This window comes from Pseudoxanthomonas kalamensis DSM 18571, assembly GCF_010211745.1.
Classification (GTDB): domain Bacteria; phylum Pseudomonadota; class Gammaproteobacteria; order Xanthomonadales; family Xanthomonadaceae; genus Pseudoxanthomonas_A; species Pseudoxanthomonas_A kalamensis.
This window is the reverse complement of the sequence record NZ_PDWQ01000001.1, coordinates 384,679-407,320: the sequence shown is the minus strand read 5'-3', so window position 1 is coordinate 407,320 and position 22,642 is coordinate 384,679. Positions and strand designations below refer to the sequence as shown.

The 22,642-nt window shown below is 66.1% G+C and carries 18 protein-coding genes; 11 read left to right on the top strand and 7 right to left on the bottom strand.

Features of this window, described 5'->3' with window-relative positions; translation table 11 throughout:
* Positions 1–7: 7 nt before the first annotated feature.
* From CSC70_RS01800 to CSC70_RS01780, 5 genes are all read right to left on the bottom strand, one after another.
* A complete protein-coding gene (locus CSC70_RS01800; protein ID WP_162454918.1) occupies positions 8–1,006 on the bottom strand; it encodes an AAA family ATPase in 999 nt (332 codons plus the stop codon).
* A 17-nt stretch (positions 1,007–1,023) separates the two neighbouring features.
* Positions 1,024–1,734, bottom strand: coding sequence for a DUF4159 domain-containing protein (locus CSC70_RS01795; protein ID WP_425501496.1), 711 nt, complete (start codon positions 1,732–1,734; stop codon positions 1,024–1,026).
* Positions 1,735–1,916: 182 nt separating this feature from the next.
* Positions 1,917–3,251 carry a TldD/PmbA family protein gene (locus CSC70_RS01790; RefSeq protein ID WP_162454917.1) on the bottom strand — a complete coding sequence of 445 codons (1,335 nt, stop codon included), beginning with the start codon at positions 3,249–3,251 and terminating at the stop codon, positions 1,917–1,919.
* 21 nt (positions 3,252–3,272) lie between these two features.
* Complete coding sequence (locus CSC70_RS01785) at positions 3,273–4,907, bottom strand: TldD/PmbA family protein (RefSeq protein WP_162454916.1); 1,635 nt, start codon at positions 4,905–4,907, stop codon at positions 3,273–3,275.
* A gap of 183 nt (positions 4,908–5,090) precedes the next feature.
* Positions 5,091–6,719: a TldD/PmbA family protein gene (locus tag CSC70_RS01780; RefSeq protein ID WP_162454915.1), complete on the bottom strand. Its 1,629-nt coding sequence runs from the start codon at positions 6,717–6,719 to the stop codon at positions 5,091–5,093.
* Positions 6,720–6,844: 125 nt separating this feature from the next.
* Between CSC70_RS01780 and CSC70_RS01775 the strand changes: the two genes are divergently transcribed.
* Positions 6,845–7,657, top strand: a complete 813-nt coding sequence (locus CSC70_RS01775; RefSeq protein WP_162454914.1) for an NYN domain-containing protein — start codon at positions 6,845–6,847, stop codon at positions 7,655–7,657.
* 8 nt (positions 7,658–7,665) lie between these two features.
* Positions 7,666–8,274, top strand: coding sequence for a DUF938 domain-containing protein (locus tag CSC70_RS01770; RefSeq protein ID WP_162454913.1), 609 nt, complete (start codon positions 7,666–7,668; stop codon positions 8,272–8,274).
* Positions 8,275–8,280: 6 nt separating this feature from the next.
* On the opposite strand, the gene CSC70_RS01765 is transcribed toward CSC70_RS01770, so the two are convergent.
* Positions 8,281–12,000, bottom strand: coding sequence for an indolepyruvate ferredoxin oxidoreductase family protein (locus CSC70_RS01765; protein ID WP_162454912.1), 3,720 nt, complete (start codon positions 11,998–12,000; stop codon positions 8,281–8,283).
* A gap of 222 nt (positions 12,001–12,222) precedes the next feature.
* On the opposite strand from CSC70_RS01765, the gene CSC70_RS01760 reads away from it, so the two are divergent.
* From CSC70_RS01760 to CSC70_RS01740, 5 genes are all read left to right on the top strand, one after another.
* A complete protein-coding gene (locus CSC70_RS01760; RefSeq protein WP_246189290.1) occupies positions 12,223–12,789 on the top strand; it encodes a tetratricopeptide repeat protein in 567 nt (188 codons plus the stop codon).
* Positions 12,790–12,853: 64 nt separating this feature from the next.
* The gene (locus CSC70_RS01755) at positions 12,854–13,558 is read left to right on the top strand and encodes a 2OG-Fe(II) oxygenase (RefSeq protein ID WP_162454911.1); all 705 of its coding nucleotides are present in this window, start codon (positions 12,854–12,856) and stop codon (positions 13,556–13,558) included.
* Positions 13,559–13,643: 85 nt separating this feature from the next.
* Positions 13,644–15,362, top strand: a complete 1,719-nt coding sequence (gene ggt / locus CSC70_RS01750) for a gamma-glutamyltransferase (protein ID WP_162454910.1) — start codon at positions 13,644–13,646, stop codon at positions 15,360–15,362.
* 89 nt (positions 15,363–15,451) lie between these two features.
* Positions 15,452–16,366 carry an AEC family transporter gene (locus CSC70_RS01745; RefSeq protein ID WP_162454909.1) on the top strand — a complete coding sequence of 305 codons (915 nt, stop codon included), beginning with the start codon at positions 15,452–15,454 and terminating at the stop codon, positions 16,364–16,366.
* A 68-nt stretch (positions 16,367–16,434) separates the two neighbouring features.
* Positions 16,435–17,415, top strand: coding sequence for a hypothetical protein (locus CSC70_RS01740; protein ID WP_162454908.1), 981 nt, complete (start codon positions 16,435–16,437; stop codon positions 17,413–17,415).
* Position 17,416: 1 nt separating this feature from the next.
* Here the strand turns inward: CSC70_RS01740 and CSC70_RS01735 are convergent, their stop codons facing one another.
* A complete protein-coding gene (locus tag CSC70_RS01735) occupies positions 17,417–18,904 on the bottom strand; it encodes an AAA family ATPase (protein ID WP_162454907.1) in 1,488 nt (495 codons plus the stop codon).
* A gap of 124 nt (positions 18,905–19,028) precedes the next feature.
* On the opposite strand from CSC70_RS01735, the gene CSC70_RS01730 reads away from it, so the two are divergent.
* From CSC70_RS01730 to CSC70_RS01715, 4 genes are read left to right on the top strand one after another with little or no spacing between them, the layout of a single operon-like run.
* On the top strand, positions 19,029–19,661 hold the full coding sequence (locus tag CSC70_RS01730; protein ID WP_162454906.1) for a ParA family protein: 633 nt from the start codon (positions 19,029–19,031) through the stop codon (positions 19,659–19,661).
* A 22-nt stretch (positions 19,662–19,683) separates the two neighbouring features.
* Positions 19,684–20,160: a SixA phosphatase family protein gene (locus CSC70_RS01725; protein WP_162454905.1), complete on the top strand. Its 477-nt coding sequence runs from the start codon at positions 19,684–19,686 to the stop codon at positions 20,158–20,160.
* 4 nt (positions 20,161–20,164) lie between these two features.
* Positions 20,165–20,737 carry a YceI family protein gene (locus CSC70_RS01720; RefSeq protein WP_246189289.1) on the top strand — a complete coding sequence of 191 codons (573 nt, stop codon included), beginning with the start codon at positions 20,165–20,167 and terminating at the stop codon, positions 20,735–20,737.
* The gene (locus tag CSC70_RS01715; RefSeq protein WP_162454904.1) at positions 20,734–22,638 is read left to right on the top strand and encodes a phospholipase D family protein; all 1,905 of its coding nucleotides are present in this window, start codon (positions 20,734–20,736) and stop codon (positions 22,636–22,638) included. The genes CSC70_RS01720 and CSC70_RS01715 overlap by 4 nt, the downstream gene beginning before the upstream one ends.
* Positions 22,639–22,642: the final 4 nt, after the last annotated feature.

Here is a 22,642-nt window from a genome sequence, read left to right as displayed (position 1 = left end):
GGTCGGGTCAGGCGCCGGGGAACGGAATCGCGGCCAGCAGCGCGGCGATCACGCCATCGGCATCCTGCTGTTCGGCCTCGGCGGCGAACGACAACAGCAGCCGATGGCGCATGACCGGCGCGGCCAGCGCGACGACGTCCTCGCGGGTGGCGGCGAGGCGGCCATGCAGCAGCGCGCGCGCCTTGGCCGCCAGCACCAGCGATTGCCCGGCGCGCGGGCCGGCGCCCCAGCGCACGTACTTGCGCACCGCTTCCGGCGCACCGTCGCCGGGGCGACTGGCGCGTACCAGCCGGGTGATCCAGGCCAGCAAGTCTTCGCCCAGGTGCACTTGGCGGACCAGCGCCTGCAATTCGAGAATCTCTTCGCCGTGCATCACCCGCGGCACTTCCTGCCCGCCGCTGCCGGTGGTCTGGGCCAGGATCGCTTGTTCCTCGGCCTCGCTCGGGTATTCGACCCGCACGTGCAGCAGGAAGCGGTCCAGCTGCGCTTCCGGCAGCGGATAGGTGCCGGCCTGTTCGACCGGGTTCTGGGTGGCCAGCACGAAGAACGGCCTGGGCAGGGTATGGGTGACGCCGGCGTAGCTGACCGTGCGCTCCTGCATCGCCTCCAGCAGCGCGGCCTGGGTCTTGGGCGGCGTGCGGTTCAGCTCGTCGGCCAGCAACAGATGGGTGAACACCGGGCCGGGCTGGAACTTGAAGTGGCGCTTGCCGGTGCCGTGATCCTCTTCCAGCAGCTCGGTGCCGAGGATGTCGCTGGGCATCAGGTCGGGGGTGAATTGCACGCGGCGGAACTGCAGTTCCAGCGCCTGCCCCAGCGACCGCACCAGCAGGGTCTTGCCCAGCCCCGGCACGCCTTCCAGCAGGCAGTGGCCGCCGGCCAGCAGGCCGATCAGCAGTTGCTCGACCACCTCGTTCTGGCCGACCACGGCCTGTGCGATGGCTTCGCGCAGCTGTCCCAGCCGGGCGAGTTGGTGCTGGATGCGGGTTTCGTCGATGGCCTGCGGCATGGTCGTATCCGGTCCTGTCAGTTGTTCAGTGCGTACATCACGATGTTGACCGCGAACTTGGTGTTGTCCTCGGCGAGGAAGCGCTTGTTGCGCCAGTCGTAATCCCATTCGCAACCGTAGTCCTTGTTGCTGTACAGCACGCCGAGGCGGCCGTCGATCTCGATGCCCTTCAGGTATTCGTGCACCAGGTCGTCGCCCCAGCCGTTGAGCTCGAAGCTGGTGGCCGGCGGTCCGTCGGGAAAACGGAAGAAGCTGCGGTAGATCGGGTGGTTGTTCGGCAGGGTCTTCAGCGCGCGCGGGCCGAAGATCGCCGCCATCTGCGCTTCGAACGACTTGGCGAACAGGCCGTCGATGTCGTGATTGCAGTCGTCGACGAAGACGAAGCCGCCATTGCGGACGTAGCGCTCGAAATTGCGGCGTTCGTCCGGGTTGAACTCGACCAGCTTGTGCCCGGCCAGATAGCAGAACGGGGCGCCGAGCACCTTGGGGTCGGACAGCGCCAGCACGTGCTCGGTCGGATCCACCCGCAGCTTGGTGTAGTCGATCAGCGAGGTGATCAGGTTGGACGGCATCCGCGCGTCCACGTCCCAGTCGCCGGAGTCGTACTTCAGCCGGGTGAACCAGAAGTCGTAGCCACCGGCCGCGCGTACGGCGCGCAACGGCGCGGCCAGCAGGGTCGCGCCCGCGCCGGAAGCCAGCAGCCGCAGGAACTGCGCGCGGGTCATCATGGCACGCAGCCGGCCCCGTCCACGCAAGTGGAGGAAGGTCCGGGTCGGGGTGAAAGAGGAAGGGGTGTCATCGGGCGGAAATGCGGGGCGTTGGATCTCGGAAAATGCCGGCGGCATGCCGCCGGATGATGTCGGGCCCCTCGCCCGGCCCTCTCCCGCGTGCGGGAGAGGGCAGCTGTAGTTCAGACCGCGTCGGAGAGCGAGGTGAAGGTGAAATCGCGCAGACGCATCGGCGGCAGCAGCATCGCGTAGCTGGATTCGTCGCCGGCGATCCGTACCGGCTTGCCCAGCTCGTCGATGTTGTTGAGCATGATCACCGGCGATTCGTTGAAGCGGAAATTCTTGATCGGGTACTTGATCTCGCCGTTCTCGATGTAGAAGGTGCCGTCGCGGGTCAGGCCGGTCAGCAGCACGGTCTGCGGATCGACCATGCGGATGTACCAGGTACGGGTGACCAGCACGCCGCGGTCGGTGCCGCGGACCAGTTCGGCGGTGGATTTGCTGCCGCCGGTCATCAACAGGTTGCCGGGGCTGCCGACCGCCTGCTTGCCCTGCTTCTGCGCCCAGAAGCGCGAATAGTCCAGGCTGGCGATCTTGCCGTTCTCGATGATCGCCTGCTTGATTCGCGGCAGGCCCTCGCCGTCCCAGGGCAGCACCGGCGCGACCGGGTCCCATGGATCGGCGTAGATGTTGACCTGCGGATCGTAGACCTGCTCGCCCAGCTTGTTGCCGCCGCCCTTCTTGGACAGGAAGCTGCGGCCTTCGTCGGCCTGGCGGGCGTCGAAGAAGTTCATCATGAACGAGATCAGGCCGGCCACCGCGGCCGGCTCCAGCACCACCGTGTACTTGCCCGGCTCCAGCGCCTTGGCGTCGGCCGAAGCGCTGGCCTTGCGGATCGCGGTCTGGATGTCGCGGCTGGCGTCGAAGTCGCTGGCGTCCTTCAGGCTGCGCACCACCCAGCCCGAACCGGTACCGTCCTCGGTGCGCACGGTGCAGGTGTAGTTGAAGTTGGTGGCTTGCTGGTAGCCGAAGTTGCCCTTGCTGTTGGCGAAGGCGACGAAGCTCTGGCCGTCCTCGAGAAAACCGGCGGCGATCAGCTTCTCGGCCTTGCACGGAGCGATGGTGTCGGCGGCGACCTGGGCGCGGTAGTCCGGGTCGATCGCCGCGGTCGATTCGCTGAAGGTCGGGCTGGGCGTGTAGGTCTGCTTGCCGATGATCGGCATGTATTCCGGGTTTTCCGGCGCCAGCCGGGCCAGATCCTCGGCGCGCTTGACTACGCGGGCCAACGATTCGTCGTCGAACTCGTTGATCGTCGCGGTGCCCACGCGCTTGCCGAACGCGACCTGCACGGCCAGCTCGACATCGTCGACCACACCGCTGGTGGAGACGTTGTTCAGGGCGAAGCGGATGTTGCCGTTGGTTGTGCCGTTCAGCTCGGCGGTGCATTCGTCGGCGGTGGAAAGCGAGATGACCTTGTCCAGGATGGCCTTGGCCTGCGCTTCGGTGAAGATGCTCATGTCGTGGATTCTCCTGGATCGTCAGCCGAGCGAACGGGCGGTGTTGATGACGTTGATGCCGTCGAAGCGGGCGGTGGACGAGCCGTGCGAGACCGCCGAAACCTGTCCCGGTTGGCCTTTGCCGTCGAAGAACGAGCCGCCCAGGCGGTAGTCGCTGTCGTCGCAGATCGCCGAGCAGGCGTTCCAGAACTCCGGGGTGCGGATCTGGTAGGCCACATCCTCGATTTGGCGAGTGATCTGCCCGTCCTTGATCTCGTAGAACAGCTGGCCGCCGAACTGGGCGTTGTAGCGCTGCTGGTCGATCGAGAACGATCCGTCGCCGATGATGTAGATGCCGTCCTCGACGTCCTTGATCATGTCGGCGACCGAGAGTTTGGCCTTGCCGGGGGCGAGCGAGACATTGGCCATGCGCTGGAACTGCACGCTGGACCAGGAATCGGCGTAGCAGCAGCCGTCGGAGGCGGTCTTGCCGAGGATGTGGGCCTGGTCGCGGATGGTCTGGTAGTCGACCAGGATGCCGTCCTTGATCAGGTCCCACTGCTTGGTCTTGACGCCTTCGTCGTCGTAGCCGACGTAGCCGAGGCTGCCGGGCTGGGTCTTGTCGGCGACGATGGTGACCTGCTCGCTGGCCCAGCGGAAGCCGGCCTCGCGCTTGTCGAGGGTGGCGAAGCTGGTGCCGGCGTAGTTGGCTTCGTAGCCGAGCACGCGGTCCAGCTCGGTCGGGTGGCCGACCGATTCATGGATGGTCAGCCAGGTATGCGAGGGATCCAGCACCAGGTCGTACTTGCCGGGTTTGACCGATGGCGCGCTGAGCTTGGCGCGCGCCTGCTTGGCCGCGGCGACCGCATCTTCCAGCATGTCGTAGGACATGCCGTAATTGACCACGCCATTGGGGGTGACGAACTTCTGCGCCGCGTCACCGTCCAGGTATTCGTAACCCAGACCCATCGGCGCCGACAGCCCGTCACGGGTGCGGAACTTGCCGCTGTCCTTGTCGATCGCGGTGACCGTCATCGGCGTCCAGATGCGGTGCACGTCCTGATCGATGTAGGAGCCGTCGGTACTGGCGAAGTACTTCTGCTCGTTGACCAGGAACAGCATCGAATTGACGAAGTCGGCGCCGGCGTTCTGCGCGGCGGCGTTGACCGACAACAGCAGCTCGACCTTGTCCTTGATCGGCACTTCCATCGCATTCTTCTTGATCGGGGTCCTCCAGCTGACCTCGCCCACGCCGGGAGTCGCGGCCAGCTGCACCTGCGCGGTCTGGGTCTTGCTGTTGGCTTTGGCGATGGCGACGGCCTGGCGCGCAGCCTCGGCGACGCCGTCGGCGGTCAGCCGGTGGGTGGCGGCGAAGCCCCAGGCACCGTCGGCGATCACCCGAACGCCGGTGCCGGTGGACTCGGTGTTGACCACGTTCTGCACCTTGTCCTCGCGGGTGATGACGAACTGGCGCAGGTAGCGGCCGATACGCACGTCGCAGTAGCTGGCGCCGGCCTGTTTCGCCGCCGCCAGTGCGGCGTCGGCAAGATGTTTCTTGTGGGCCGGATCCAGGGTGGACAGCAGCTGTTCGGCGGCGATGGCCTTGCCGAACATGGCTGGCAGGGCGGCGCCGCCCAGGCCGAGGCCGCTGAGGATGAGGAAGTCACGTCTGTGCAAGGCGGCTCTCCGGTAAAGGTGCCGTGACGATCACGGCGGGAGGAAAGGAAGATCGTGCCTCGTTGCCCCGTTGTCGCGAACAGGCCGTTGTCGAGTTTCCGATTCTGGCCATGCCCGATGCGCCGGGTCAAATGACGATAGTCATGCCGTGCGCGACGTGGTCGTTTTGCGGATTCTGGCGAATCAGCCCAGCGATCGCGCGGTATTGATGACGTTGATGCCGTCGAAGCGGGCGGTGGACGAGCCGTGCGAGACCGCCGAAACCTGTCCCGGCTGGCCCTTGCCGTCGAAGAACGAGCCGCCCAAGCGGTAGTCGCTGTCGTCGCAGATCGCCGAGCAGGCGTTCCAGAACTCCGGGGTGCGGATCTGGTAGGCCACATCCTCGATCTGGCGGGTGATCTGCCCGTTCTTGATCTCGTAGAACAGCTGGCCGCCGAACTGGGCGTTGTAGCGCTGCTGGTCGATCGAATACGAGCCACGCCCCAGGATGTAGATGCCGTCCTCGACGTCCTTGATCATGTCGGCGACCGGGAGTTTGGCCTTGCTGGGGGCCAGCGAAACATTGGCCATGCGCTGGAACTGCACGCTGGACCAGGAATCGGCGTAGCAGCAGCCGTCGGAGGCGGTCTTGCCGAGGATGTGGGCCTGGTCGCGGATGGTCTGGTAGTCGACCAGGATGCCGTCCTTGACTAGGTCCCAGCGCTTGGTCTTGACGCCCTCGTCGTCGTAGCCGACGTAACCGAGGCTGCCCGGCTGGGTCTTGTCGGCGAAGAAATTGACGATCTCGCTGCCCCAGCGGAAGCCGGCCTCGCGCTTGTCGAGAGTGGCGAAGCTGGTGCCGGCGTAGTTGGCCTCGTAGCCGAGCACGCGATCCAGTTCCAACGGATGGCCGACCGACTCGTGGATGGTCAGGAACAGGTTGGTCGGGTCAATGACCAGGTTGTATTTGCCGGGCTTGACCGACGGCGCGCTCAGCTTGGCGCGGGCCTGTTTGGTTGCGGCGACCACATCTTCCAGCACATCGTAGGACTGCGTGTAGGCGACGGCTCCGCCAGGCAGTTGCAGTTTGTCGGCCGGATTGGCGTCCAGATATTCGTAGCCCATGCCCATCGGTGCCGACAGCCCGTCGCGGGTGCGGAACTTGCCGCTGTCCTTGTCGATCGCGGTGACCGTCATCGGCGTCCAGATACGGTGCACGTCCTGATCGATGTAGGAGCCATCGGTACTGGCGAAGTACTTCTGCTCGTTGACCAGGAACATGCGCGAGGCAACGAAATCGGCACCGGCGTTCTGCGCGGCGGCGTTGACCGACAACAGCAACTCGACCTTGTCCTTGATCGGCACTTCCATCGCATTCTTCTTGATCGGGGTCCTCCAGCTGACCTCGCCAACGCCGGGAGTCGCGGCCAGCTGCACCGGCGCGGTCTGGGTCTTGCTGTTGGCCTTGGCGATCGCCACCGCCTGGCGCGCAGCCTCGGCGACGCCGTCGGCGGTCAGCCGGTTGGTGGCGGCGAAGCCCCAGGCGCCATCGGCGATCACGCGCACGCCGGTGCCGGTGGACTCGGTGTTGACCACGTTCTGCACCTTGTCCTCGCGGGTGATGACGAACTGGCGCAGGTAGCGGCCGATACGCACGTCGCAGTAGCTGGCGCCGGCCTGTTTCGCCGCCGCCAGCGCGGCGTCGGCAAGATGTTTCTTGTGGGCCGGATCCAGGGCGGACAGCAACTGTTCGGCGGCGATCAGGCGCGAATGCGGCAGCATCCACCCGGCCAGACCGAGACCGGAACCGGCAATGAAATCACGTCTGCGCATCGTGGATATCCGGACAGGGACCAGCGATGGACTTTGGTCATCATGCATGCTTGCGTCAAGGGCCGCACGTCATGTCCGTGCCGACTGATGCACAATGCGGCAACGATTGCTGCGGGATACCGCGAATGAAGCCTCGACAGGACGCCAAGCCCGAACACGACGACGAACAGCCGCGCCTGGCGGTGCTGATCGACGCAGACAACGCCCAGCCGGCGGTCATCGAAGGGCTGCTGGAGGAGGTGGCGCGATACGGCGTGGCCAGCGTCAAGCGCATCTACGGCGATTTCACCAGCACGCGGATGACCCAGTGGAAACAGGCGCTGCTGAAGCATTCGATCAACCCGGTGCAACAGTTCGCCTATACCAGCGGCAAGAACGCCACCGACAGCTCGCTGATCATCGATGCGATGGACCTGATGTACACGCGCCGCTTCGATGGGGTCTGTCTGGTCTCCAGCGACAGCGATTTCACCCGCCTGGCCCAGCGCCTGCGCGAGGAAGGCCTGACCGTGTACGGCTTCGGCGAACGCAAGACGCCGGATGCCTTCGTCCAGGCTTGCGACAAGTTCATCTATACCGAGGTGTTGCGCAACGCACCGGAGCCCGCCCCGGCCAAGCCGGCCAAAAAGGCGGCGAAAAAGACAGCAAGCAAGCCGGCGCCGACGCCGGAAAAGGCTACGCCCGGCGGCGACAGGAACGAAGCGCTGCCGTTGAGGCTGATCCGCCAGGCGATCGACGAAACCGGCGACGACCAGGGCTGGGCCTTCCTCGGCAGTGTCGGCAGCTATCTCAACAAGGTGCGGCCGGACTTCGACACCCGCCTGTACGGCTACCGCAAGCTCAGCGACCTGTTCAAGGCGCACCCGAAGCATTTCGGCATCGAGGAGCGCGGCGGCGAAGGCGCCAGCAAGCGCTTCTTCGTCCGCAACGCCGGCTGAGGCGCGGGATGGGCGCAGACAAGCCGTTCGCGCCGGCCTGCGAACGTAATCGCGAGCCGATCCTGGAGGTCTTGCAGCAGCATTTCGGCAATGCCGGCAAGGTACTGGAGATCGCCAGCGGCACCGGCCAGCATGCGGTGCACTTCGCCGCAGCGATGCCGTGGCTGGTGTGGCAGTGCAGCGATCGCGCCGCGCAGCTGCCCGGCATCCGCCAGTGGCTGGACGAAGCGGCGCTGGCCAACACGCCGTCGCCGCTGGAACTGGACGTGGCCGGCGACTGGCCGCGGGGGCCGTTCGATGCGGTATTCAGTGCCAACAGCCTGCATATCATGGGCTGGGCGGAGGTCGAGGCTTGCTTTGTCGGCATCGGCCGCGTACTGGCGCCCGGCGGAGTGCTGGCGGTGTACGGGCCGTTCAATTACGACGGTGCATTCAGCAGCGACAGCAACCGCGATTTCGACGCCTGGCTGAAGACGCGCGATTCGCGTTCGGGCATCCGTGATTTCGAGGCCGTCGATGCGCTGGCATGCGATATCGGCCTGAACCTGCGCGAAGACTGCGCGATGCCGGCCAACAACCGCTGCCTGGTGTGGGAGAAGACAGCAGCGATGCGTTGACGGGCCTCAGGCGGCTTCTTCGGCTGCCGCCATCGCGAGCGGATCGCGGAAGCGCTGCAGCAGTTCGGCTTCGCGTGTCTTGGCCTTGTGCAGATTGGCTTCCTTGACGTGTCCGTAGCCGCGGATGTGGTCGGGCACGCTGGCGATCTCGGTGGCCAGTTCCAGGTTGGCCGGCGACAGCGATTCCAGCAGTTCGTCCACGGTGTTTTCGTAGTCCGCGATCAGCTGGCGCTCGCCGCGGCGCTCGGCGGTTCGGCCGAATACGTCGAACAGTCCGCCGCGCAGGAACTTCAGCCTGGCCAGCAACTTGAATGCGGTGAACACCCACGGACCGTATTCGCGTTTCTGTAGCCGGCCCCGCGCGTCCTTTTTCGCCAGCAGCGGTGGTGCCAGGTGGAAGTGCAGGCGGTAGTCGCCTTCGAACTGCTGCTGCAGCCGGCGGCGGAATTCGTCGCTGGCATACAGCCGCGCCACTTCGTACTCGTCCTTGTAGGCCATCAGCTTGAAGTAGTAGCGCGCCACTGCTTCGGCCAGTGCGGTGGAGCCGGGCGCCTTCAGCGCTTCGACCGAGCGCACGCGGGAGACGCGCTCGGCGTAACGTCGGGCATAGGCGGCGTCCTGGTAGTCGGTCAGGAAGGCGATGCGGCGGGCGATCAGTTCGTCCAGCGAGCGCGACAGGCGCAGGTCGTCCAGCGGCAGCAGGGCCGGGCCGTCGTCGCCATCGCCGCCGCCGCCGCCTTCGGGCAGGCCGCGCAATTCGCGTTCGTTGTCGGGGTTGCGCGGTGCGGCGTTGGCGCCCCACTCGCTGCGCTCCCATTCGCCCGGCGGCAACACTTTCAGGTTCAGCGGCGTGCGCTCGCTGTCGGTGGCGGGGTTGCGGATCAGGCCGGCGGCTTCCTGCACGGCCTGCGGATCGATGGCGGCCAGCCGACCCCAGGCGAAGGCGCGGCGATTCATCTCCACCGCGGCGCCGTTCAGTTCGATTGCGCGCATCAAGGCGTCGAACGACACCGGCACCAGCCCTTGTTGCCAGGCATAGCCGAGCATGAACAGGTTGCTGGCGATGGCGTCGCCGAGCAGGGCGGTGGCCAGACCGGTGGCGTCCAGCAGCAGCGGGTCACGGCCGCCGAGGGCCACACGCACGCCGGCGACGATTTCGGCCGCCGGGAACTGCATGTCCGGATGGGTGGTGAAGGTGCCGGGCATGGCTTCGTAGGTGTTCAGCACCACCTGCGAGCGTTCGCCGCGCACTTTGGACAGCGCCCAGTAGTCGTTGACCACCACCATGTCGCAACCGAGCACCAGATCGGCTTCGCCGGCGGCGATGCGCACGGCATGGATGTCCTCGGGCTGGCGGGCGATGCGGATATGGGTGGTGACCGCGCCACCCTTCTGCGCCAGTCCGGTCTGGTCCAGCACGGTGGCGCCCTTGCCTTCCAGGTGCCCGGCCATGCCGAGCAGGGCGCCGATGGTCACTACGCCGGTGCCGCCGACGCCGGTGATCAGGATGTTCCAGGGCTGCTCCAGCGCGCTGCGGAACACCGGATCCGGCAGATTGTCCAGCCGCGAGCCGGTGCTGGATTGGCTGCCCTTGCGCAACTGACCGCCGTGCACGGTGACGAAGCTGGGGCAGAAGCCTTCGACGCAGGAAAAGTCCTTGTTGCAGTTGGACTGGTCGATCTCGCGCTTGCGGCCGAATTCGGTTTCCTTCGGCAGCACCGAGACGCAGAAGCTCTTTACCCCGCAGTCGCCACAGCCTTCGCAGACCAGGGTGTTGATCAGAGTGCGCTTGGCCGGGTCGGCCAGCTTGCCGCGCTTGCGCCGGCGACGCTTTTCGGTGGCGCAGACCTGGTCGTAGATCAGGATGGAGACGCCCTTGACCTCGCGCAGCCGCTTCTGCACATCGTCCAGTTGGCGGCGGTCGAAGAACTCCACCGCGGACGGGAAGATCTCCGGCCGGCTCCATTTGCCCGGCTCGTCGGACACCACCACGATGGTCTGCACGCCCTCGGCGCGCATCATGTGCGCGATCTGCGGCACCGACAGCACACCGTCGACCGGCTGCCCGCCGGTCATCGCCACCGCATCGTTGTAGAGAATCTTGTAGGTAATGTTGACGCCGGTGGCGATCGACTGCCGCACTGCCAGCGACCCGGAATGGAAGAAGGTGCCGTCGCCGAGGTTCTGGAACACGTGCGCGGTATCGGTGAACGGCGTCTGCCCGGACCAGGTGACGCCTTCGCCACCCATGTGGGTGAAGGTGTCGGTGCTGCGGTCCATCCAGGTCACCATGTAGTGGCAACCGATGCCGCCCAGCGCGCGCGAGCCTTCCGGCACCACGGTGGAGGTGTTGTGCGGACAGCCGCTGCAGTAGTGCGGCACGCGCGGAAAATTGGCCCGCGGCAGGGCCATCTCGGCTTCCTTCTCCTCCATCCAGCGCAGCCGCTGCTCGATGGACTCGGTGGTGAAAAAGCGCTGGATGCGCTTGCCGATCACCCCGGCGATGGTCGGCGGGGTCAGTTCGCCGGTGCTGGGCAGGATCCATTCGCCGTGTTCGTCGTACTTGCCGACGATCGACGGCCGCGGTCCGGCGCCGGCCGGCCAGTTGTAGAAGTACTCCTTCATCTGCCGCTCGATGAAGGCGCGTTTCTCCTCGACCACCACGATGTCTTCCAGGCCGCGGGCGAAATCGGCGATGCCCTGCGGCTCCAGCGGCCAGGTCATGCCGACCTTGTACACGCGGATGCCGATCTCGGCGCAGGCCTGCGCGTCCAGGCCCAGGTATTCCAGCGCCTGCAACACGTCCAGATAGCTCTTGCCGGTGGTGACGATGCCCAACCGCGCGCGCGGCGAATCCAGCACGATGCGGTCGACGCCATTGGCGCGGGCGAAGGCCTGCGTCGCCCTCACCGCATAACGGTGCAGGCGCATCTCCTGGTCCAGCGGCGGATCGGGCCAGCGGATGTTCAAGCCACCGGGCGGGAGTTCGAAATCTTCCGGCAGCAGGATCGTCCGCGCGAACGGATTCACATCCACCGAGGCCGAGGATTCCACTGTCTCGGCGATGGTCTTGAAGCCGATCCAGCGGCCGGTATAGCGGCTCATCGCCCAGCCGACCACGCCCAGGTCGAGGATGTCCTGCACGCCGGCCGGGTTGAGCACCGGCATCATCGCGCTGACGAACTCGTCCTCGCTGCCGTGCGGCAGGGTCGAGCTGCGGCAGGCGTGGTCGTCGGCAGCCAGCACCAGCACACCGCCGTGTTTGGAAGTGCCGGCGGCATTGGCGTGCTTGAACACGTCGCCGCAGCGGTCCACGCCGGGACCCTTGCCGTACCACATGCCAAACACGCCATCGACCTTGGCGCCGGGGAACAGGTTGGTCTGCTGGGTGCCCCAGACCATGGTTGCGCCCAGGTCCTCGTTCAGTCCCGGCTGGAACTTCACCGCGGCCTGTTCCAGGTGCTTGCGCGCGCGCCACAGTTCCAGGTCGAAACCGCCCAGCGGGCTGCCGCGGTAGCCGCTGATGAAGCCGGCGGTGTTCAGCCCGGCCGCGGTATCGCGCAGCTGCTGCATCAGCGGCAACCGCACCAGCGCCTGCACACCGCTCAGGTAGATGCGGCCGTCGGTGCGGGTGTACTTGTGGTCGAGCGTGTAGTCGGTATCCAGCGTGTCGAGCAGCGGGGAATCCGCGGAGGCGGGCGAGGTAAGTTCGGCGGTGCTGGTCATGGGTCGGCTGGCGTGACTTCCGGCGATACAAACCCGGCGGGTGGAGAGGGCGCGATTGTAGCAGTGGCGGAAACGTGAACCGCATCACTCCCAATTTGTGCGCCGCAGCGGTTAGGATGCGGTGGGGAGGCTTGGAATCATGGGGATTATTCAGTGAGGCACTGCCATAGGGCGGCCCTTTTCACGGGGCTACTGCTGCTCGTATTCGCGGCCCAGGCACAGGTGAACGTGCCCAAGCCCAAGGAATTCTATTTCGACGAGGATCGGACGGCCGAACCCATCCGGGTCGTCGAGGCCGAGGGTGATGCTCTGGTTGAGAAGCTACAGAAGGAGCGTGAACGTGGACGCAGGCGAGTGGAGGCGACGGCGCAGCTGGCGCATTATGCGTTCGGCGAAGGTAGGACGGATCTTGCGACATCGTTGTACCAGGCTGCCCTAGATGCCAGTCAAGCCAAGAGTATCCAAGGTCGGACGATCCGCTGGAACTACGGTTGGGATATGTTCCGCCACGGTGAGACGCAGGCGGCGCTGGACGCATGGGCGCAGCTGGCGACCGATGCGATCGGTGGGCCGTCCTGGATGCCGCCAACGCTGGCTTTGGCCCTGTGGACCACGGACCGCAAGGACGAGGCCGTGCAATGGTATGCCGCGGCGGTGCGGACCGAGCCATCGCAATGGAGCAGTACGGCAAACTTCTCAGCGCTGCTGCCAGATTGGAGCGAACAGGAACGTGCAACGCTGGGCGAAGTGCAGGCGGCTTGGCTGCAGAATCCCCCAGCTTGGCCATGACGCAGAGCGTGCCGTGATGGCAAGGTCTTGAGGTTGAGGCAACAAGGAAGCGGCACGACATCGCATGATCAGCAATGAACTGGACATTGGTCCGTACGCAAGAAGGTTGCAGGAAGCGCGGCGGGTGCAAATACCTGGTTTTTTACAGGAGGCTTCGGCGCAACGATTGCGTCACTGCCTGCAATCCGAAGTGCCTTGGGGCGTAGGCCAGCGCGCGGATACGTCGCCATTGATTTCCTTGGAGCGCGGGAGTGGACTAGACCCGATGCGTCTAGATGCTGAACGCATGCGTGAATCTTGGCGTCGCGCCAGGAACGGTTTCGAATTCCTTTTCGATCGCTATCGCATGATCGAGGCTCGTCGGGATGGCAAGGATCCGGGGCTCGTGTTGCATGTCGTGGTGGATTTTCTCAATAGCCCGGAATTCATCGAATTCGCGAAAGAATTGACCGGCGATACCAAAATTCGCATGGTCAGTGCGATTGCGGCTCGCTACCGGTCCGGACACTTTCTCCGACTTCACGATGACAAGGCGCATGATGAAGACCGCGCATATGCTTACGTGATCAACCTGAGCCGGAACTGGCAGGCCGACTGGGGCGGGTTGCTGATGTTCCAAGGAAAAGATGGCGCCGTGGAAGAAACCTTCGTGCCGCGGTGGAATTCGCTCAGTTTGTTCAAAGTGCCTCAACCACACATCGTCAGCCAGGTGACTCCATGGGCGTTGGACGCCCGTTACAGCATTACCGGCTGGTTCCGTCGTGATTGAGGGATTTGCGCAACAAAGGTCCGTGTAGGAAATGCGATTGGGCCATTTGAGCTGGGCAAGCTATTAGGGATTCCGGGAGTCGCGCATGCATCGTTCGTTGTTGCTGATACCCGCTTTCCTGCTGGCTTTTTCGCTGGCCGCCGCCGACCGCATTACCGGCCGGGATTTCGCCACCCGCTCGGAAGTGATCGCGCCGCACGCGATGGCGGCCACGTCGCATCCACTGGCGACCCAGATCGCGCTGGACGTGATGAAGCAGGGCGGCAGCGCGGTCGATGCGGCGATCGCGGCGAATGCGGCGCTGGGGCTGATGGAGCCGACCAGTAACGGCATTGGCGGCGATCTGTTCGCCATCGTCTGGGACCCGAAGACCGGCAAGCTGTACGGCTACAACGGTTCCGGCCGTTCGCCGCGTTCGCTCACACTGCAGGAGTTCCGAGATCGCGGGTTGGACGATATTCCCGCGCTGGGGCCGCTGCCGGTCAGCGTGCCGGGGGCGGTCGACGGCTGGTTCGCCCTGCACGAACGGTTCGGCCGCCTGTCGATGCGCGACAACCTGGCGCCGGCGATCCGCTATGCGCGCGAGGGCCATCCGGTAGCCGAGACCATCGCCTACTACTGGGGTCGCTCGGTGCCACGGTTGTCGAAGTTCCCGGGTTTCGCCGAGCAGTTCACCATCGATGGCCGTGCGCCGCGCAAGGGCGAGTTGTGGAAGAACCCCAACCTGGCCGCAACCCTGCAGCAGATCGCCGACGGTGGTCGCGATGCCTTCTACAAGGGCGAGATTGCGCATCGCATCGACGCCTACTTCAAGGCCAACGGCGGTTTCCTGTCCTACGAGGATCTGGCGGCGCATCACGGCGAATGGGTCGAGCCGGTCGGCACCAATTATCGCGGCTACGACGTCTGGGAGCTGCCGCCCAACAGCCAGGGCATCGCCGCGCTGCAGATGCTGAACATCCTGGAGACCTATGACTTCTCCAGGATCGCGTATGCCAGCGCCGAGCACGTGCATCTGTTCGTCGAGGCCAAGAAGCTTGCCTTTGCCGATCGCGCGCACTGGTATGCCGATCCGGCATTCGGCCGGCTTCCGGTCGCCAAGCTGGTGTCCAAGCCGTATGCGCGACAGCGGGCACGACTGATTTCCGCCGACCGGCCATTGCGCGAAGCGCAGCCGGCGACCCCGGCCGAACTGGACGAGGGCGACACCATCTACATGACCGTCGCTGACGCCGATGGGATGATGGTTTCGCTGATCCAGTCCAACTATCGCGGCATGGGTAGCGGGATGGCGCCGACCGGGCTGGGCTTCATCCTGCAGGATCGCGGCGAGATGTTTGTGCTGAAAGGCTGTGAGGGCGAGGCGCCGCATCCCAACTGCTATGCGCCGGGCAAGCGGCCGTTCCAGACCATCATCCCGGCCTTCATCACCAAGGACGGCAAGCCCTGGGCCAGTTTCGGCGTGATGGGCGGGGCGATGCAGCCCCAGGGCCACGTGCAGATCGTGATGAACCTGGTCGATTTCGGCATGAATCTGCAGGAAGCCGGCGACGCGCCGCGTATCCAGCACGACGGTTCCACCGAGCCGACCGGGCAGAACACCGCCATGTCCGATGGCGGCGTGGTGCAACTGGAGTCGGGGTTTGCCTACGAAACGGTGCGCGCCCTGATGGCTATGGGCCACCACGTCGAATGGGCGCTGGGGCCGTATGGCGGCTATCAGGCGATCCGCCGCGATGCGGATACCGGCGTGTATTACGGTGCCAGCGAAAGCCGCAAGGACGGCCAGGCCGCCGGCTACTGATTCCCCGACGCCTGCGCTGGCCGCCGGGACGGGGCGGTTCGGCAAAAGGCGGATAATGACGCTCCCCACCCCTTTCCCCACGTCCGCCGATGGCCTTTGATGCCTTCGCCCTGATCCTGGCCATGCTGGGACTGGGCATGCTGTTCGCGCGCCTGCGCACGTTTCCCGACAACGCCGCCGAAACGCTGAACCGCGTGGTGCTGTACCTGTGCCTGCCGGCGGCGGTGCTGATCTACCTGCCGCGGCTGCACATGCAGGCGGCGCTGCTGGGCGTGGCCGCGACCCCGTGGCTGCTGGCGCTGGCGACGGTGCTGCTGGTATCGCTGGCCACGCGCTGGCTGAAGTTCCGCCGCGACGAGCATGCGGTGCTGCTGGTCTGCGTGGCGCTGTGCAACAGCAGCTTCATCGGTTATCCGATGGTGCGTGCCCTGCTTGGCGAGCAGGCCCTGCCGTATGCGGTGGTGTACGATCAGTTCGGATCCTTCGTGCTGCTGTCGACCTTCGGCCTGTACGTGCTGGCACGCTACAGCGGCGATGCGCGGCCGACGGCAGGGCAGATCGTCCGCCGGATCGCGACGTTTCCGCCGATGTGGGCGCTGGTTGCCGGCCTGACGGTGATGCCGGAACAGCCGCCGCCGTGGATCGCCGCGGCGCTGCAGAAGCTGGCCGATGCCTTGCTGCCGCTGGTGATGCTGGCAGTGGGGCTTTCGATCCAGTTGCGGCTGCCGCGGACCGAGGTCAAGCCGCTGCTGGTGGGCCTGCTGTTGCGGTTGGTGGTGATGCCGGCGATTGCGTTGCCGCTGTCGCTGGCGTTCGGCATGCGCGGCGAGATGCTGCAGGCCAACGTGCTGGAATCGGCCATGCCGACCATGATTACCGCCGCCGCGCTGGCGATCTCGCACAATCTGGCCCCGCGTCTGTCCGCAGCGCTGGTTGGCTACGGCATCGTGCTGTCGCTGGTCACCCTGCCGGCGTGGATGTGGGTGCTGCGGCACTTCGCCTGAGCGAAGGACCTTCCAGGAATCCGGCTGCAGGTATAGTGGGCAAGACACTCGTTCGGAAGGAGTCCGGCATGCAGGGTTCGGGTAAATGGAAAGCCAATGCTGTTTTTGCGTTGGCGCTGGCCACTGGCGCGATTTTCCCGGCCATGGCGGAAGAAGCTTCTGCCGCTACGGAAGCTTTCGATTACCCGCATCGCGTCGCCGAAGCATTGCGTCACGAGGACGGACTTCGCGAACAACTGCTGGCGCGGCTGCTTCAATCTGGATCGGACGCCAGTGTGGTTGCCGATGACGGGCTGCTTGCCAGAGTCGATGCCAGTGACGACCCGATCGCGCTGGTGCTGGCGGTCCAGGTGGGAATCAGGTCGAAGGACATCGAGTTGCGGGATGTGGCCGCGTCGCGATGGCAGGCGCTGGAGCCGGACAACCTGGCGCCGTTGGCTTTCGTGGATGAAGCCGGAGAAATGATGTTGTCCCGGGCAGAGGAAGCCAGACGCTTCGAGATGCACTACTACGACTTGATTCGGTACCTGACTGGAGTCTTTCGTGCCCATCCGCAGAGCGAAAGGGAAATGCAGGCAGGTCGGGAGCAAGGCTATTCAGCAGAAAGCATGGCGTCGATCATGGCGTTTGCCGTGTCGGCGGCATATGCATTGCCCAGCCTTACCCCGTTGACACGATCTTGCCGGGATGAAGCGTTGCAAGTGGACGATAGACGGCAGCATTGTCTGGACGCCGCGCAAACCCTGGTCGATCACTCTGACACGTTGATTGGTCGATCCATCGGCATCTCTATGCTGGAGCAAGCGGGTGATGCACCCGAGCTGGCGAGGCAAGCTAAACGTTTGCGCCGGCAATATGCCTGGGAGATAGAAAACCTGTATGGCCGGGCAACGGATCTGACTGATGCTCAGGATATTGCCGAAGTCGTGCAGCTGATCGATAAGCCGGGAATCGATTCCGAGATGGCGCTGATCGCAGAGCGCCTGCGCCTGCGTGGAGTTTCGCCCACGCCGCCGGAGGACTGGCAACCGGAGACGCCGCCGAACTGATTTAGTCCGCCGGTACGGTCCGCTCGCGCGCCCAGTCGCGCAGTGACTGCACCTGTTCGGCCATCAGCACCGACAGCGGTCGGGTGCCGTGGATTTCCTGCATCAGCAACTCGGTGTCCAGCGGTCGGCTTTCGGCATGGGCCGCGTACAGGCCCGAGACGATGGCCTGCTCGATTTCGGCGCCGGAAAAGCCGTCGCTGGCGGCGGCCAGCGCGGACAGATTGAAGGCATCCGCCGCAAGTTGCCGTTTGCCCAGGTGCAGGCGCAGCAACTCGACCCGGGTGGCGGCGTCGGGCAGGTCGACGAAGAAGATCTCGTCGAAGCGGCCCTTGCGCAGCAGTTCGGCTGGCAGTTCGTGCACCTGGTTGGCGGTGGCGATCAGGAACACCTGGCTCTTGCGTTCGGCCATCCAGGTCAGCAGGTAGCCCAGCACACGGCGCGACACGCCGCCGTCGCCGTCGCCGCTGCCGGCGGCCAGGCCTTTCTCGATCTCGTCGATCCACAGCACGCACGGGGCCAGTTGCTCGGCCGAAGCCAGCGCGGCGCGCAGGTTCTTCTCGGTTTCGCCGTGGTACTTGTCGTACAGGGTGCCGAAATCCAGCCGCAGCAGCGGCACGCCGAAGCCGGCGGCGGTGGCCTTGGCCAGCATCGACTTGCCGCAGCCCTGCACGCCCAGCAGCAGCACGCCCTTGGGCGGGTCCAGGCCGGGCGGCGCGTCGCCGCCGATGAACACCGCGCGTCGCTGCTCGATCCAGCGCTTCATCCGCCGCGCGCCGGCCACCTCGGCGAAGGCGGCGGTGTCGTATTCGTAATGCAGATGGCCGCTGCGGTTGAGCAATTCGAATTTCAGCCGTGCCAGTTGCGGCAGGTCGCCCGGGCCGAGCGCGCCGTCGGCGTAGATCAGCTGGCGGGCGATGCGGCGCGCATCGACCAGATTGAGTCCGCCCAGGTTGCGAACGATCTGCCGCACCGCAAGGTCGTCGACTTCGACCCGGCGCCCACCGTGTTCGCGGGCGTATTCGACCGCCTCTTCGCGGACCATCTTCAGCAGTGCGTTGGCATCGGGCAGGCGCGGGTTGAAGCGGACCGCGACCTGTTCCAGTTCCGGCGGCAGTTCGACCTTGGCGCCGACCAGCACCAGCACGTGCGGCAGGCAATGCCGGCGCTGCACGATGTCGCGCAGGTGGCGCTGGCTGCCGGCGTAGCCGAGGTAGGGGTGGAAATCCAGCAGCAGGTAGATCCCGCGCTGGTCGGCCTGCTTGATGGCGTGCAGGGCCGCGCTCGAATCCGGCGGCCCCTGCGGCGGATCCTCGCGGTCCAGGTCGATCCGGCGCATGCCCTCGGTGATCGACCAGCGGTACAGCGCGCGCCAGGTCTGGGCCAGACTCTGCCGGAACAGTTCGACCACGCGGCCCTCGTCGCGGGTCTCGATGACGATCAACGGGGTATTGGCGCGGATCAGCGCGGTCAGGTCTTGCAGCTCGCTCATGGAGGATCCGTCGTCCAGGGAGCCGAACGATAGCAGAGCGATGGCCGAACACGGCCCCGGACCGAGGTTTCCCCGGACGCGCGGGCCGGTGTACCCTGCGGCTTCCCCGTACAGAGGTGAGCGCATGAAGACGATTCTGGTCGCCAGCTCCAAGGGCGGCGCGGGCAAGACGACCGTCGCGACCAACCTGGCCGCGCATTCGGCGCTGGAAGGCAAGCGCACGGTACTGGTGGATGCCGACCCGCAGGGTTCCTCGACCCGCTGGGCGCAGCGGCGGGCGGAGCTGGAAAGCGCGGTGCTGCCGATCGACGGCAGCGGCAAGCGCGCCTGGCGGGCCTGGCTGCCGGAGGACGCGCAGCGGGTGATCATCGACGCCCCGGCCGGGGCGATGGCCGACGACCTGTCCACCTTCCTCGACCACGCCGATGCGGTGGTGGTGCCGGTGATGCCCTCGGGGCTGGACATGGAGGCCACCGTGGGCTTCCTGAACACGCTGGCCAAGGTGCCGCGGGTGCACAAGCGCAAGCTGCCGGTGGGCCTGGTGGTCAACCGCAGCAAGCCCTGGACCAATGCCACCCAGCAGGCGGTGGAGATGCTGAAGACCTGGCCCTACCCGGTGGTGGCGCAGCTGCGCGACACCCAGGCCTACGTGGTGCTGGCCGGACTCGGGCGCAGCCTGTTCGACTACCACTCGGCCCAGGTGCGTGACCATCAGGGCGACTGGGAGCCGCTGCTGAAGTGGATCAAGAAAGCCTGAGCCGCCGGGAGGCCTGCACGCAATGCGCGAACTGATCCTGCTGCGCCACGCCCATGCCGAGCCGTCGGCGCCGGGGCAGGCGGACATCGACCGCCCGCTGTCGGCGCACGGACTGGGCGAGGCGCGGGCGGCGGCGGCCTGGCTGGCCGAGCATCGCTGGCACCCGGACCGGGTGCTGTGCTCGCCGGCGCGGCGCACGCGGGAGACGCTGTCGGCGTTGCAGGAGGCGATTCCGGGACTGGATTGCCAGCTGGAAGAGTCGATCTACGAAGCCTCGCCGGGCGATCTGGCGACGCTGGCCGACCGCCATCGCGAGGTCGAACGCCTGTTGATGGTCGGCCACAATCCCGGCTTCGAACAGCTGGCGGCGCTGCTGTACAGTGGCCAGTCCGGCGATTACCGCGGCATGCCGCCGGCCGCTGTGGCCGTGCTGAGCCTGCCGGCCGACGCCGTCATCGAGCCGGGCATCGCCAAGCTCGCCGCCTTCTGGTGGCCATAACCCCGTGCGTGCGCGGGCCTGGGCGGCGCTGTCGTTGCTGTTCGCCGCCGCCGGTCTGAATGCCGGAGAAGTCACATTCGCCACCCTCGATGCCGAACACACCCGGCTCGGTTTCGAGTTGAGCACGCGCTGGGGGCAGACCCTGGAAGGCCGCTTCCACCGGTTCGAAGGCCGCGTGCTGCGGCTGGCCGACGGCCGCCATCAGGTGCTGCTGCGGATGGAGACCGGCAGTATCGAAATCATCGGTCATCCCCGTTACACGAAGATTGCCCGCAGCGAGCGGTTCTTCGACGCCGATCGCCATCCGGCGGTGACCTTCCGTTCGCAGCCCTACGATCCGGCGCTATTGACCGATGGCGGCGAACTGGCCGGCGAACTGAGCATCCGCGGGGTGGCGCATACCCGGACCCTGACGATGCAGCCACCGGCCTGCGCGCGTCCGGGCTTCGATTGCGAGGCGGTGGCCACCGGCACCGTGAGCCGCAGCGATTACGGCATGGATGACTGGAAGCTGGCGGTCGGCGACCCGGTGGTGTTCGTCCTCAACGCGAGGTTGCGCGAAAATACCGGCCAATGAGCCGGACGATCCGATTTCTGCTGCTGATTGCACTGCTGGCCGGCGGCGGTTGCGCGTCGCTGTCCGAGGCGCAGCGCGCGCAGGCGCAGGCGATCGCCGAGCAGGCGCGCTCGCAGGTGGTCGATTGCCGGGTGGCCGACGCCTGCGCGCAGGCGTCGTCGCTGCGCGAACTGGGCGAGCGGGCGCTGGCCGAATCCGCGCCGGAGCAACCGCGGCATTACGCGATGATCCTCGACTACGGCCAGGACTCGCTGCTGGCGCGGGTGAACCTGATCCGCAGCGCGCGGGCCAGCATCGACCTGCAGACCTACATCTTCGACCACGACGACAGCGCGCGGCTGGTGCTGGACGAACTGATGGCCGCGGCCCGGCGCGGTGTGCGCGTGCGCATCCTGGTAGACCAGCTGTCGGCGATCGGCAACCTGGAGCTGCTGGCCTCGCTGTCGGGCTACCACCGCAACCTGTCCCTGCGGGTCTACAACCCGGTCCTGAACAAGGCGCTGCTGGATCGCTTCGACTACCTGCGCAGCGCGCTGTGCTGCTTCCGCCGCTTCAACCAGCGCATGCACAACAAGCTGCTGCTGATCGACGGCGAGGTCGGAATCACCGGCGGGCGCAACTATCAGGACGACTATTTCGACTGGGACGGCCAGTACAACTTCCGCGATCGCGACCTGCTGGTCGCGGGCCCTGCGGTGGCGGAGATGGAGGCCAGTTTCGAGCTGTTCTGGGGCGACCGCCGCAGCGTGCCGGTGGCGCGGCTGGACGATGTCGGCCGGCAGCTGCTGCGCGAGGGCGTGCCGCCGCTGCCGCCGGCGCGACCGGCGATCCCGCAGCGGGTCGAGGCGATGTCGGCACTGGCCGGCGATGGCGCGCGGGTCGATGCGCGACTGCTGCCGCAGGCGATGGCGCTGGGTCCGGTCGAATACATCGCCGACCCGCCGAAGCCGCACCGCGACGCCGAACGCAACCCGACCCCCGCCACCACCGAGCTGTGGTCGCTGGTCGAGAATGCGCAGCACGACATCCTGCTGCAGACGCCCTATCTGGTGTTGTCCAAGCCGGCGCGCGAACTGTTCGAAAGCCTGCGCCAGCGCGAACGGCCGCCGCAGGTGACCGCTTCGACCAACAGTCTGGCCGCGTCCGATCACCTGATCGTCTACGGCGTGGCCAACAAGTACAAGCGCTACTACCTGCGCGAACTGGGCATGCGGATGTTCGAGTACAAGCCGTTCCCGGAAGACGCGCCGCTGGACTACGCCGCGATCGCCGAAGCCGCGCAACGGTTGCAGGACCGTGGCGAGGTCGTGGACGGCGGCAGCGAACACGGAAGCGACGACGAGGTCGTGCGGATGCAGCGGACCGAGGCCACACCGATGCCGTTCAGCACCGGCTCCGGCACCCGGCCGGTGCCGTTGCAGCGTACCGGCGCGCGTGCGGGCCTGCATGCCAAGTCGCTGGTGGTGGACGGGCGCATCGGTATGGTCGGCACCCACAACTTCGACCCGCGCTCGGACTCGTGGAACACCGAGGGCGTGGTGATCGTCGACGACCCGGCCTTCGCCGAAAAACTGGCGCAGAGCATCCGGCGCGACATGTCGCCGCAGAACTCATGGGTAATCGCGCCGCGCGAAAAGCCGCCGGTGTTCTCCGGGCTCAACTACAGTCTGGAGAAGATTTCGTCGTCGCTGCCGGTGTTCGATGTCTGGCCGTGGCGCTACGCCACCAGCTACGAATTCGTGCCCGGCCCGGAATGTCCGCAACCGCTGCCGGTCAATGATCCGGATTTCCGCAAGTGCTATCGTGCGGTCGGCGACTTCCCGGAAGTCGATATGGGCATGCGCACCATCTACGTGCGCATGCTGATGGGGTTCGGCGTCGGCCTGGCTCCTTTCCTCTGACCTG